9 protein-coding genes, 1 tRNA gene and 2 pseudogenes are annotated in these 12,691 nt (G+C 74.8%); 3 read left to right on the top strand and 9 right to left on the bottom strand.

All coding sequences use genetic code 11. The features are described 5' to 3' along the window. Nucleotides 1-11: 11 nt before the first annotated feature. From AC3AQ1_RS14295 to AC3AQ1_RS14275, 5 genes and pseudogenes are all read right to left on the bottom strand, one after another. Nucleotides 12-476 (bottom strand): annotated as a pseudogene (locus AC3AQ1_RS14295) (low temperature requirement protein A); the annotation flags it as partial. Beyond that, complete coding sequence (locus tag AC3AQ1_RS14290; protein ID WP_234417536.1) at nt 476-916, bottom strand: low temperature requirement protein A; 441 nt, start codon at nt 914-916, stop codon at nt 476-478. The pseudogene AC3AQ1_RS14295 and the gene AC3AQ1_RS14290, both read right to left, overlap by 1 nt. A 124-nt stretch (nt 917-1,040) precedes the next feature. Further along, nucleotides 1,041-1,700, bottom strand: a complete 660-nt coding sequence (locus AC3AQ1_RS14285) for a single-stranded DNA-binding protein (protein ID WP_159096573.1) — start codon at nt 1,698-1,700, stop codon at nt 1,041-1,043. A 108-nt stretch (nt 1,701-1,808) separates the two neighbouring features. After that, nucleotides 1,809-3,218 carry a GTPase gene (locus tag AC3AQ1_RS14280; protein WP_108719534.1) on the bottom strand — a complete coding sequence of 470 codons (1,410 nt, stop codon included), beginning with the start codon at nt 3,216-3,218 and terminating at the stop codon, nt 1,809-1,811. Beyond that, nucleotides 3,215-4,924, bottom strand: a complete 1,710-nt coding sequence (locus AC3AQ1_RS14275; protein ID WP_159096572.1) for a dynamin family protein — start codon at nt 4,922-4,924, stop codon at nt 3,215-3,217. The genes AC3AQ1_RS14280 and AC3AQ1_RS14275 overlap by 4 nt, the downstream gene beginning before the upstream one ends. Before the next feature lie 154 nt (nt 4,925-5,078). Between AC3AQ1_RS14275 and AC3AQ1_RS14270 the strand changes: the two genes are divergently transcribed. Beyond that, the gene (locus AC3AQ1_RS14270; RefSeq protein ID WP_108719532.1) at nt 5,079-6,350 is read left to right on the top strand and encodes a Glu/Leu/Phe/Val family dehydrogenase; all 1,272 of its coding nucleotides are present in this window, start codon (nt 5,079-5,081) and stop codon (nt 6,348-6,350) included. Between the two features lie 6 nt (nt 6,351-6,356). Here the strand turns inward: AC3AQ1_RS14270 and AC3AQ1_RS14265 are convergent, their stop codons facing one another. Then, nucleotides 6,357-7,652 (bottom strand): hypothetical protein, encoded by a 1,296-nt coding sequence (locus AC3AQ1_RS14265; RefSeq protein WP_159096571.1) that lies wholly within the window; start codon nt 7,650-7,652, stop codon nt 6,357-6,359. 144 nt (nt 7,653-7,796) lie between these two features. Continuing rightward, nucleotides 7,797-7,869: transfer RNA gene (locus AC3AQ1_RS14260), tRNA-Arg, on the bottom strand. A 97-nt stretch (nt 7,870-7,966) separates the two neighbouring features. Here AC3AQ1_RS14260 and AC3AQ1_RS14255 point away from each other — a divergent pair. Beyond that, nucleotides 7,967-8,275 (top strand): DUF1905 domain-containing protein, encoded by a 309-nt coding sequence (locus AC3AQ1_RS14255; RefSeq protein ID WP_108719530.1) that lies wholly within the window; start codon nt 7,967-7,969, stop codon nt 8,273-8,275. A 384-nt stretch (nt 8,276-8,659) separates the two neighbouring features. On the opposite strand, the pseudogene AC3AQ1_RS14250 reads toward AC3AQ1_RS14255, so the two are convergent. Together AC3AQ1_RS14250 and AC3AQ1_RS14245 are read right to left on the bottom strand one after the other, a co-directional pair. Beyond that, nucleotides 8,660-10,033 (bottom strand): annotated as a pseudogene (locus tag AC3AQ1_RS14250) (GH1 family beta-glucosidase); the annotation flags it as partial. Further along, nucleotides 10,030-11,661 carry a hypothetical protein gene (locus AC3AQ1_RS14245; protein WP_488301218.1) on the bottom strand — a complete coding sequence of 544 codons (1,632 nt, stop codon included), beginning with the start codon at nt 11,659-11,661 and terminating at the stop codon, nt 10,030-10,032. The gene AC3AQ1_RS14245 and the pseudogene AC3AQ1_RS14250, both read right to left, overlap by 4 nt. 18 nt (nt 11,662-11,679) lie before the next feature. Here AC3AQ1_RS14245 and AC3AQ1_RS14240 point away from each other — a divergent pair, with 18 nt between their 5' ends. Further along, nucleotides 11,680-12,690, top strand: coding sequence for an ABC transporter permease (locus AC3AQ1_RS14240; RefSeq protein ID WP_488301217.1), 1,011 nt, complete (start codon nt 11,680-11,682; stop codon nt 12,688-12,690). Nucleotide 12,691 lies beyond the last annotated feature (1 nt).

Genomic DNA, 12,691 nt, shown 5'->3' with positions numbered 1-12,691 from the left:
CCGAACACGGACGACACCCAGCCCGAGCGTCCCGCGGCGTGCAGGATCTCCCCGAACGGCGCCGAGAAGTACACCCACCACAGGCCGAAGGTGAGCACGGTGCCACCAGCGACGACCATGATCGCGTCGCTCGTCCAGCCCTGCTCACCGATGATCGGCTCGACCGCCGCGACCGTCCCGATCACTCCCTCGCCCAGCGCGATGATCGTGAGCAGGGAGTACCGCTCCGCGATGTGGTGCGGGTGCCACGGGGTGCCGGCGCCGCGCAGCTCGGCGACCACGGGTCCGCCGAGCTCCACGAGGTAGAGGACGGCCGCGGCGAGGAGCATCGGCCCGAGCGCCAGGTGGGCGATCGCTGCCAGCACCCACCCGACCTGCGCGACGGCGACGAACGCCACGTAGGTCAGCGCGGTCGTGCGGTGCGCGGGTGAGGAGCGCGCCACACGCAGCCACTGCGCCAGCAGCGCGACCCGCATCACGACGTAGCCCGCGACCACGACGCCGTTGCGATCACCCCGCCCTCGTCCACCGACCGGAACAGGGCCGGCAGCCCGAGCGCGAGCACGAGGACTCCCGCCATCTGCACCATGGTCGTGACGCGGAAGAGCCAGTCGTCGGTGTCGAAGGCGGACGCGAACCACGTGAAGTTGATCCATGCCCAGACGATCGCCATCATCGCGAAGGCGAACGCGCCGACAGCCTGGGCCTGGTGACCGAGCTCGAGCAGGTGCGTCATCTGGTTCCCTGCGACGCCGAACGCGGCCGCGAACGTGAGGTCGAAGAGCAGCTCGAGCGGCGTGGCCACGCGGTGCGCCTCGTGCGGGTCGCGACCGCCGTGGCGGCGGATCCGGTGGGCCACGCCGCGGCGCGCCCCCGGTCCGAGCGCGTCGCCGGCGTCCTCGTGCGCTGTCGTCACCCGTGACCCTCCTGATCGCCGCGGACAGGCCGGCCCGGGACCGACCGGCCCGACCCGGCACGCGGCACCCGCCCCGTCCGGGCGCCAGGATGGCACACCGTCCGTCACGTCACGGCGGTCCACCTCAGAACGGCGGCTCGACGACCACCTCCTCGTCCTCCTCGACGATCTCGAACCCGCTGACGTCCACGGGCATCCGCTCGCCGTCGACCCCGTTCCCGCCGCCAGCCTCCGGTCCGGCGTACGACGCGGCGCCCGCCGCCGGCCCGTCCGGCCCGTCGGCGCCAGTTCCGTCCGACGCGTACGCCGCGTCCGCGCCGCTGGACGCGCGTGCGCCGTCGGCCATCCCGCCCCACCCGTCCGACGAGCGGTGCTCGCCCGCGTCGGGCGCGGGGCTCCACGTGAGGATGCCGCGACCGGCGAGGTCCACCGCCACGGCCGACGCGTTGAGGGCGAGCTGCGTGCGGGCCGTGCCGTGCTGGTCGGTCCAGGAGCTCTCCACCACCTTCGCGTGGACGAGGACGGGTGTGCCCTTGCGGATCGTCTTGCACACGCGGTGCGCGAGGTCACCGAACGCGGACACCGAGAACCACACGGTGCTGCCGTCGACCCAGGTGCCCTCGGCGCTGCGGCGCCGCGGCGTACTGCCCACGCGGAACCGCGTCCACACGGTGCCGCTCGCGCTCTGGTTGAGGGACGGCACCGTCCCGACGAAACCGCGCACCGTCAGGTGCGTCTCGTAGCTCATCTGCTGCCTCCGCTCCCGGCCGGAGGGTCCGGCCACGCGCCCAGGCTGGCCCGCAGAGGTGGGCGAGCGCGCGGGGGGTGGGGAGAACGCGCGGATCGGCGACGCCGTGACGCGCTGGGGGCAACTGCCGCGTGTGCCGACGCGCTACCGCGCCCCGTCGAGCACGCGGTGCGCCTCGGCGAGCGAGGCGCGGACGTCCTGCGCCGGCGCGAGCAGCTTCTGCACGCACGACTCGAGGGCCGGCGTCGTCGCGGCGAGGTAGCCGTCGCGCGCCTGGTCCGCCGCCGCGGCCACCGCCCCCGACCGCAGCCGCGCGAACAGTCCGGGCCGCGCGACGGCAGGCACCGGCACCTCGCGCAGCGCCGCGGTCACGGCCTCGCCGATCGCCCGGGCCGGGGGCACGGCCCCCGCGACGGCGTCGCGCCAGGCGGGTGCCAGCCCGTCGGTGAGCGTCGCGACCCACTCGTGCCGGATCGCCTCCAGCCGCGCCTGGGGCACGTCGCGCACCGCCGTCACGGCCACGCCGCCGCGCACCGCGGCCGCCAGGGAGTCGGCCACCACGCCCACACCTGCGGCCTCGGCGAGCCGCGCGGCCGCAGCCGGCACGTCGACGTCGGCGCCCGGGCGCGGACCCAGTCCAGCCGTCAGGGCCCGTGAGACCGAGTCCAGCTGGTCCCAGGCGGCCGTGCGGTTGACCGACGCCCGCTGGGACACCCGCTGCACGGCCTCACGCAGCTCCGCCACGCCGTCGCCGGTCCGGGCCGAGGTGGTGAGCACCTCGACGCCACCCAGCCCCTCGGCCACGAGCAGGCGCGCGACGTCGAGCCGCAGCTCGGTCAGGCCCTCCGGGGTCAGCGTGTCGATCTGGTTGACGACGACGAGCATCGCGTCCTGCCGGCCCGCCAGGCCACGCAGGTACCCGGCGTGCAGGCGCTCGTCGGCGTACTTCTGGGGGTCGAGCACCCACACGAGGAGGTCGACGAGCGGCACGAGCCGGTCGACCTGATCGCGGTGGCCCGCGGCGACGGAGTCGTGGTCGGGCACGTCGAGCAGCACGACGCCGTCGAGCTGGCCGGGCTCCGGGCCGGCAAGCGCGGTCTCGCCGCGGTAGCGACGATCGCGCGGGACGTCGAGGTGATCCAGGAGGGCGGTGGCGTCAGAGCCCCACATGCAGGCTGTCGGCAGCGCCGTCGTCGGGCGCACCACGCCGACGTCGGCCACCTCGAGCCCGGTGACGGCGTTGAACAGCGAGGACTTGCCCGAACCCGTGCCGCCGACCAGGGCGACCACCCGGTGCGCGACGCCGAGCGCGAGCCTCCCGCCCACGGCGTCCAGCTCCGCGCGGGCTCGCGCCGCGACGTCGGCGGGCAGCCGGGTCCCGAACGCCCCGAGCACGTCGAGCAGCTCGGCCCGCCGCGCGACCTCGCGGGCGTCGCCGCCCGCGTGCGCCGCGTGGGTCGCGCGAGCCCGGGACGCGTCGGTCACCTGGGTCGAGGGCGGCTCGGCGCCACCCCCCTCGTCGGGCGCGCCGCCCGTGATCTCCGACTCGCTCACTGCTCCTCCCCCGCCAGCGCCCGCAGCTCCCCGACCCGCACCCGCAGCGCCGTCGCGGCCTCGATCGACAGCTGCGCGGAGACCGTGTCGCCGTAGGCCCGCACCTCGTCCGCCAGCACCCCGGCCGCGGCCTCCTGCAGCGAGGTGCGCGCGGCCGCGACGGCGTCGTCCGCACCACCTGCGCCCAGGCGCCGCGCAGCCTGCTCGGCGGCGGGCAGCCCGGCCGCTGCGAGCGCGACCAGGGCGCGCTCGCCGTCGGGATCGAGCAGGGGCGGACGGGCGTCCTGCCCGCCCGTGGCCGAGGCGAGTCCGAGCGTGCCGAGCCCGGACACCCACCCGGTCCACGCACTCGAGAGCCGCTCGCGGCGCTCACCCACCACGTCGTCGGGGCGCCGCGCCTCGGCGAGCGCCGCGCCCGCGGCGGAGTGGCCGGTCCACGCGTGCACGACGTCCGCGTCGGTGCGCCGCGCGGCGTCTCCGACGACGTCGACGAACGCCGAACGCAGCTCCTCCACGAGCGCGGCCAGCGCGGCGCCGCGGGCCTCCCGCCCGCGCTCGACCCGCCGTCGGCCGAAGAACCCGGTCACCTCGTGGGCGAGAGGCTCCAACGGGCCGCGGAAGCCGGCGCCGGCCACCCACCGCGTGGTCGGCGCGCCCTCGGTGAGCACGCCGGTGGCGATCGCCTCCGACAGCGCGGCGACGGCGGGCGGCAGCACCGCGGATGCCGCGCCGAGCAGGGCGTCGGCCTCCTCGACCTGGGCGGTCGCGGCGTCGACGAGCTCCCGGACCTCCGCGCGCAGCGGGTTCCAGACGCCGCGCAGCGTGCGCGCGACGACCTCGCGGGACGCCGCGCGAGAGGCCAGCAGGCGCAGCCAGCGATCCACCTCGCTCACGTGGGCGGGGTCCAGCGGTCCGGCGAGCGGGCCGGCGTCGGGTACCACGAACAGCGGCAGCGACCCGAAGCCGGCGTCCTGGAGCCGGCCCAGGAGGTCGCGCCGGACGATGTCGAGCGACTCGCGCGGCACGCGGTCCAGCACCACCCCGAGCGTGATGCCACGCCGGCGGACCTGGTCCAGCACCGCCCACGGCAGGGCGTCGCCGTACCGGTTGGCGGTCGTCACGAAGAGCCAGACGTCGGCCACCTCGACGAGCTCGACGGCGAGCGCCCGGTTGGCCTCGTCGACCGAGTCCAGGTCGGGCGCGTCCAGGAGCGCGAGCCCACGCGGCACGTCGCCGTGCACGAGCGCGGCGCGGGCGGCGACGGGGTGCTCGGCCATGGGCTCGGCGTCGTCGGGGTGCACGACGAGGACGGGTCGCCGCGTCGTCGGGCGTACCACGCCGGCGGGACTGACGCTCTCCCCCGCGATCGCGTTGACGAGCGTGGACTTGCCCGCACCGGTCGGGCCGCCGACGACCACGACGGCGGGCAGGCTCGCCTCCCGCAGCCGCGGGACGAGGTGGGTGGCGAGCTGGACGGACACCCGGTGCCGCAGCTCGCGGGCGCGCTCGGCGCCGGGCAGGTCGAGGGGGAACGCGACGTCCTCGAGCTGGGCCTGCAGGTCGAGCACGACGTCGAGCGCCGGCGAGGTCGCGCGGCGCGCCTCCTCCCGGGGTGCTGCGGCGGGGGCGTCGTCGTGCGTAGAGGTCGCCGGCTCGTCTTCCGGGGCAGCGGGCACGCCGGGTGTCCCGTCGCTCGTCGTGATCACTGCGCCAGCCTGCCCCAGCGGCAGGCGTGCGCCAACCATCCGCGCCGGAGGGAGCACCGGTCGCACGCCTGGGTAGGGTGGGCGCGCGGCAACCGCCGCAGGTCGAGGAGGACCGCGCCACCCATCGTCGGTCCCCGCTGTCAGGGAGGTCGGCATGGCTGTGGAGGTCGTCGCGGAGTCCGCGACCACGGGACCGCTCGACGACGCGCGCGCGCAGCTCGCGTTCGCGATCGAGCACCTCGGCTACGGCGAGGGCATTCACACGCTGCTGGCCACGCCGCGCCGCGAGCTCACCGTGAGCGTGCCGCTGCGCCGCGACGACGGCGGGACCGAGGTGTTCATCGGCCACCGCGTCCAGCACAACTTCTCCCGCGGACCCGCGAAGGGCGGCCTGCGCTACTCCGCGTTCGTCGACCTGGACGAGGTGCGCGCGCTGGCGATGTGGATGACGTGGAAGTGCGCCCTGGTCGACGTGCCCTACGGCGGCGCGAAGGGCGGCATCACCATCGACCCCACCCGGTACTCCGACGCCGAGCTCGAGCGCGTCACCCGGCGCTACACCAGCGAGATCATGCCGCTGATCGGCCCGACGCAGGACATTCCCGCGCCCGACGTCGGCACCGACGAGCGCACGATGGCGTGGATCATGGACACCTACTCGGTCAACGTGGGGCACACGGTGCCCGGCGTCGTGACGGGCAAGCCGCTCGCGCTCGGCGGGTCGCTCGGCCGCGCCAGCGCGACGTCGCGCGGCGTGTCCCACGTCGCGCTTCTCGCGCTCGAGCACCGCGGCCGCGCCGCGTCCCGCAGCACTGCCGCGGTGCAGGGCTTCGGCAAGGTCGGCCGCGACACCGCCCGGTTCCTGGCCGAGGCCGGCGTCCGGGTGCGTGCGGTCTCCGACGTCACGGGCGCCGTGTTCCGCGAGGACGGCCTCGACATCCGCGCGCTCATGCGGCACGTCGACACCACGGGTCACGTCGCCGGCTTCAGCGGGGGCGAGGCGATCGACGGCGAGGAGCTGCTCGAGCTCGACGTCGACGTGCTCGTCCCGGCCGCCCTCGAGGGCGTGCTGACGGAGGCGAACGCGGACCGGGTGCGCGCGGGGATCGTGGTCGAGGGCGCGAACGGCCCGACCACGAAGGCGGCCGACGCCGTGCTGCGTGAGCGGGACGTGCTCGTCGTGCCGGACATCCTCGCGAACGCGGGCGGCGTCGTCGTGTCCTACTTCGAGTGGGTGCAGGCGAACCAGGCGTACTGGTGGACCGAGGCCGAGGTGGACGACAAGCTGCGACGCCGCATGACGTCCTCGTGGCGCGCCGTGCTGGAGTACGCCGACCGGGCGCACCTCTCCCTCCGCGAGGCCGCGACCTGCATGGGTGTCGAGCGCGTCTGGGAGGCGCACCGGCTGCGCGGCCTCTACCCCTGACGGGCGCTAGCGCTCGGCGGGCTCCTCCGGCGGCGCGACCTCGGCGGGGTCGACCGGGTCGACCACCGCGGTACCCTCGGCGATCGGCGCGGTCGGCGCCTCGCCGTCGGGCGCTCGGAGCATCTCCAGGAGCGCCAGGAGCAGGACCGTCCCGACCACGACGGCGAGCGCGACGAGCGGCGTCGGCCGGTCCACGAACACGAGCACGAGCAGCCCGAGCACGAGGACCACGGCGCGCAGCATCCGGACGTTGTCCGCCACGAACCGGCCGAGCCCACCCCGCGCGACGGGCAGTGTGCCGCGCAGCCGCGCGGCAGCGTTCCGGATGCCGGCACGCGCGCCGCGCTGCGTGAGCGCTGCGACGAGCGCGACGACGAGCGCCACGAGGGCAGCGCCGCGCAGCAGGCCGCGCGGGACGGCGATGAGCTGGGCGACCACGGCGGCGGCCGCGTCGGGGTAGTGCTGCGCGCCGCCCGCGGCGTCCTGCACGACGGCGAGCGCCACCAGGCCGGCCACGAGCGCGCCCGCGACGGCCAGCCCCACGACGATGACCATGCGGTGGTGTCGCCGCGCGAGCGCGACCGCGCCGATCAGCAGGGCAAGCGTGACCCACGGCAGCCACGGCGCGGCCGAGTTCAGCAGGGAGAGCGCGGTCTGCACGCTGCCCAGCGAGTCGGAGGAGACGAGCACGAGCTCGCGGTCGACGTCGGGAATCGCGCCGGCTCCGGGCACGCCACGGTCCACGAGCCGGTCCCGCAGCGTGGCGACGAGCGGCTGGAGGTCGACCGTGACGACGCCGTCCGCCACCTCGACCGCGCCGGTGCGCTCGCCGGTGAGGCGATCGACGATCTGGTCGTGCGCCACCCGGTTGGCTTCCTCCCACGCCGTGGCGAACTGTGGCGAGGCGACCGCCCTGTCGATGAGGCCGGCGACGCGGGCCTCCGCGGCGCCCGCGAGGGCCGTCGCCGCGGTCTCGGTGAGGTCGGAGATCCGGGGGCCGAGGCCGAGCGACTGCGCGAGCTGGTCGGCGCCGTTGGCCGCGCGGGTCTGCAGGTCGAGGGTGTCGAGCGTGCCCTCGGTGGCGGCGTCGGCCACGGCGGCCTGGACGGCGGGGTCGTCGATGAGCGGCGCGACCGTCTGGACGTACCGGTCGGTGTCGCGCACGAGCCCGTTCACCCAGACCGCGAGCACCGACACGAGCGCGAGGATCGCGCCCAGCGTGACCAGGAGGCCCGCAAGCACGGAACGCACTCGGCCCCACACGCGGTGACGCGTGGGCGGGTCCGCAGTGGCAGTGGCCATGGTGGCGATGCTAGGGGGCATCGGCGTGCCGCTACGGCGTATCACCCGGCGGCGAGGATGCTCGTCATGGGCACGACGACGACCGTGGAGGTGCGCGATGTCCAGGCGATTCCGACCCCGCCGACCCTGAGGCGGGCGCGAGAGCGCCCCCGGCAGGACTCGAACCTGCAACCGACGGATTAGAAGGCCGTTGCTCTATCCATTGAGCTACGAGGGCTGAACCTTCAGCGTACCGACGGCTCGAGCGTCGGCCCGCCGCCCGTCGCCCACCGACACTCCCCGAGGGTGTCGCACCCCCGCCCTACCCTGATCGCGTGCCCTACCGCTTCGACGCCCCGATCTGGCAGACCCCGCCACCCGGCTCGTGGCACTTCCTCACCGTGCCGGAGGAGATGGCGGACGAGATCGACCGGCGGACCACGGGCGTCCAGGGCGGCTTCGGCTCGGTCAAGGTCGAGGTCACGATCGGCGGAAGCACCTGGCTCACGTCGATCTTCCCGAGCAAGCAGGTGGCGAGCTACATCCTCCCGCTGAAGAGGTCCGTGCGCTCGGCCGAGGGCTGCGGCGCGGGCGACATGGTCGCCGTCGGGCTCGTGCTCGTCGGGCTGGAGCCGCACAGCTGACGCCGCCGACCCGGGCCGCGCGGCGCTACTCCTCAAGCACCCGCGTCCGCGCGAGCGCGGCGTGGCAGTGCGCACTCGCGTTCGCCGTGCGCGCCCGGGTGAGCATCCGGGCGATCTCCTCGACGGCGAGCCCCCGGGTCCGGCTGCCTCGGGCGCCGAGTGTGATGCTGGGCGCGGCTGGCGGGGTCGGGCCGCGAGGAGCGTCACAGTGGCGGCCGGGGTGGTGGCCAGAGCTGGCGAGGGCCGCGCTGGAGCCGCGCGGCTGACGCGACGGACGCGAGCTACGACTCGAGCACCCGCGTCCGCGCGAGCGTGGCGTACCAGTGCGGCGCTCGCCTTCGGTGTGCGCGCGAGGGTCTCCCGGTCCACGTGGACGAGGCCGAACGCCTTGGTGTACCCGTAGGCCCACTCGAAGTTGTCCAGGAACGTCCACAGCAGGTACGCCCGCACGTCGGCGCCGCGCTCGATCGCCTCGTGCAGCCCGCTCAGGTGCTCGCGCAGGTAGGTGATCCGCTCGGGGTCCTGCACCACGCCGTCGACCAGCACGTCGTCGTCGTACGCGCAGCCGTTCTCGGTCACGATCAGGTGCGTACCCCGCGGGCCGGCCAGCGCCTGCAGCTCCAGCAGCAGGTCCCGGAACGCGCCCGGGTGGTTCTCCCAGTCCATCGCCGTGCGCGGCGCCTGCGTCGGGACCCAGCGCGACTCCCGCGCGGTGAGCCACGGCGAGGTCCCGGCGTCGTCGGAGGCACCCGAGGGCGCGACCGCCCCGGACCCGTCCGGCGCGGCGATGACCCACGAGTTGTAGTAGTTGACCCCGAGCACGTCGATCGGCGTCGCGATGACGTCGAGGTCGCCGTCGCGCACGAGATCCTCGGGCCACAGGTCGGCGACGTCGGCGAGGAAGGACTCGGGGTAGGCACCACGCAGCAGCGGCTCGACGAAGCAGCCCCACTGCGCGTCCCGCAGCCGCCGCGCAGTGTCGACGTCCGCGGCCGAGGCGGGGTCGAGCGGCGCGTAGAGCGAGAAGTTCGGCGCGATGCCGAGGGTCAGCGGTGCGGCGTCCGGCCCGGCGACCGAAGGGTCGGCCGCGCGCAGCGCCCGCACCGCTTCGCCGTGCGCGAGCAGCAGGTGGTGCAGCGCCCGGAGCGCGCCGACGTCGTCCTGCACGCCCGGCGCGTGCTGCCCGCCCGCGTAGCCGAGGAACGCCGTGCACCACGGCTCGTTGAGCGTGAGCCAGTGCCGCACGCGGTCCCCGAGCGCCTCGTGCATCGTGAGCGCGTACTCCACGAACCGCGGCACGATGTCGCGCGAGCGCCAGCCGCCCGCGTCCTCCAGGGCCTGCGGCAGGTCCCAGTGGTAGAGCGTGACCCACGGCGTGATGCCCGCCTCGAGCTGCGCGTCGACGAGCCGCGAGTAGAAGTCCAGGCCCTCGGGGTCGGGCGCGCCGCCGTCGGGACGCACCCGCGCCCACGACGTCGAGAACCGGTACCCGCCCACGCCCAGCTCACGCATCAGCGCCACGTCCTCACCGAAGCGGTGGTAGTGATCCACCGCCACCTCACCCGTGCTCGCGTCGGCGATCGTGCCGGGCCGGCGCGCGAACGTGTCCCAGATCGAGTCGGTCCGCCCGCCCACGTGCGCGGCGCCCTCGATCTGGTAGGCCGAGGTCGCGACGCCGAACCTGAAGTCGGCCGGGAACTCCCGACGCCGCGCCTGCGGCGCCGGCCACGGCGAGGGCGGGCGGAGCAGCTCGCTCACGCGTCGACCTCCTGCGTCGCGAACGCCGGCAGCGGCGTCCCCACGGGCGCGCCCTTGAGCTGGTTGGCGCTGCGCAGCACGTGCGGCGCGAGCACGGCGTCGGCCTCGATCGGCCCGTCGCCCGTGAGCGCGAACGTGGCGCTCGCCCCCGCGAGCAGGCTCACCAGCGCACGATCCACCGCGGCGGAGGCGTCCGCGCGGTCCGCGAGCACGACGACGTCGCGCACGTACGTCCGCGCCGTCACCGTGAGCACGGCACCGGTCGCGGTGGGCTCGACGCGCGCGTCGAGCGCTTCGGGGTCCAGGTCCTGCCCGACGACGTCGGCCAGGTCGTGCACGACCCGCGCGAAACCCTTGCCCAGCGCGTCGAGGTCCGCCACCAGCACCTCACGCGCGCCGTCGCCGGTCGCCACGTGGTCCGGCAGGGCCACGCGCGCCGCGCCGCGGGCGGGGACCACGACGGCGAGCCGCGCCTCGGCGCGCACCTCGCCGTCGAACATCTCGCGCCGTACGCGCACCTCGCCGTCGCACGCCTCGTCGGTGTCGTTGAGCACGACGAGGTCGAGCCGGTGGTCGCCCGTCAGCGGCGGCTGCAGCGTGGCCAGGCGTGGCGCGTAGACGTCGCGCAGCGCGTACCAGAGCGGCTTGCGGCGCTCGGCGTAGTCGACCGCGGCCCACGAGACGACGGGCCAGTCGTCGTTGAGCTGCCACACCACGGTGCCGGTGTTGTACGGCGCGAGCGAGCGGAAGTAGGAGATCCCGAAGGCGATCGCGTGTGCCTGGTTGAGCTGCGTGACGAAGTGCCAGTCGTCGATCGTGCGCGGCGCGGGCAGGTGCGGGGTGTACCCGCGCTCGAGCTTGAGGTTGCCCTGGTTGGCCTTCTGGTGGACGAGCATCTCGTGCCCGAACGGGTCGGCCGGGACGTCGTGGACGACGTCGAACAGCGTGGTCCACGCGGCCGGCCCCTGGAACCCGAACTCCGCGACGAACCGGGGACGCCACTCGCGGTAGCTCGTGTCGTCCTTCTCGTTCCACACGTCCCAGACGTGGACGGTGCCGTCCGTGTCCTTGTTCGGGTCCAGCAGCGTGGACGCGGAGAACGGGCTGCCGGGGATGTAGGGGCGGGTGGGGTCGAGCTCGGCGACGATCGCCGGGAACGTCTCGAGGTAGTAGCCGCCGCCCCACGTGCGGCCCTGCAGCGACGCGCGCCAGCCCCAGTCGGCCCAGCCCACGAGGTTCTCGTTGTTGCCGCACCACAGCGCGAGCGCCGCGTGCTTCGAGAGTCGGGTGACCGCCTCGCGCGCCTCGGCCTCGATCTCGTCCGCGAGCCACGGCTCCTCGGCGTACGCGGCGCACGCGAGGAGGAAGTCCTGCCACACGAGGATGCCCTCGCGCGAGCAGATCTCGTAGAGCTCGTCGGACTCGTACATCCCGCCGCCCCAGATCCGCAGCAGGTTCATGTTCGCCTCGACGGCGTCGGCCACGCGGCGCTTCAGGCGTGCGGCGTCGACCCGGGTGACGAACGCGTCGTCGGGGATCCAGTTCGCTCCGCGCACCTGCACGTCGCGGCCGTTGACCCGCAGCACGAACGGCGTGCCGTGCTCGTCGGGGGCGGTGTGGACCGTCACCGTGCGGAAGCCGACGGGGTGGGACCAGGTGGGGCTCGCCGTCGGGCGCTCGCCGGGCTCGCAGGGCTCGACGGCGACCGTCACCTCGTAGCGCGGCTGCGCGCCTTCCTCATTCCCCGGATGCTCCCGGGCAACCCCGTCGACATCCTGCTCGCCAAGCTCCAGCAGCGCGGCGGCACGGTGACCGACGACACCCGGAAGGCCTACGCCCTTCTGCTCGGGGGCGACGACGACACCCCGCTGATCCAGCAGTACTGGCAGTACCTCGTCCGTCTCGTGCACGGCGACCTCGGTGTCTCCGTCACGTACTACCCCGCCCGGGTCAGCGACGTCATCGCGACGTCGCTGCCCTGGACGATCGCCCTGGTCGGGATCTCCACGATCCTGGCCGCCTCGATCGGCGTGGCGCTCGGCATGATCGCCGGCTGGCGGCCCGGCACCTGGCTCGACTCGCTCGTCCCGGCGACCACCCTGCTGGCCGCGGTGCCCTACTTCTGGCTCGCGCTCATCCTCGTGTACCTGCTCTCGCGGGTCCTGGGCTGGCTGCCGGGCCAGGGCGGCTACGACGTCGTGCTGGATCCCGGATGGAGCTGGGAGTTCATCTCCTCGGCGATCTACTACGGGATCCTGCCGGCGCTCACGATCGTCATCGCCTCGCTCGGCGGCTGGCTCCTGGGCATGCGCAACATGATGGTCTCCACGCTCTCGGAGGACTACATCCTCACCGCCCGCGCGAAGGGCCTGCGGGAGCGCCGGATCCAGCTGCACTACGCGGCGCGCAACGCCGTGCTCCCCTCGATCGCGGGCTTCGCGATCTCCCTCGGGTTCGTGGTCTCCGGGTCGGTCGTCACGGAGCAGGTGTTCTCCTACCCCGGGATCGGCTCGCGCCTGCTGCAGGCCGTCACCAACAACGACTACGCGCTCATGCAGGGGGTCTTCCTCGTCATCACGCTTGCCGTGCTGGGCGCCAACCTCGCCGTGGACCTGCTCTACGGCCTCATCGACCCGCGCACCCGGGCGAAGGGCTGAG

The organism is Miniimonas sp. S16, from assembly GCF_057748195.1.
This window is presented reverse-complemented; position numbering and strand designations above follow the sequence as displayed.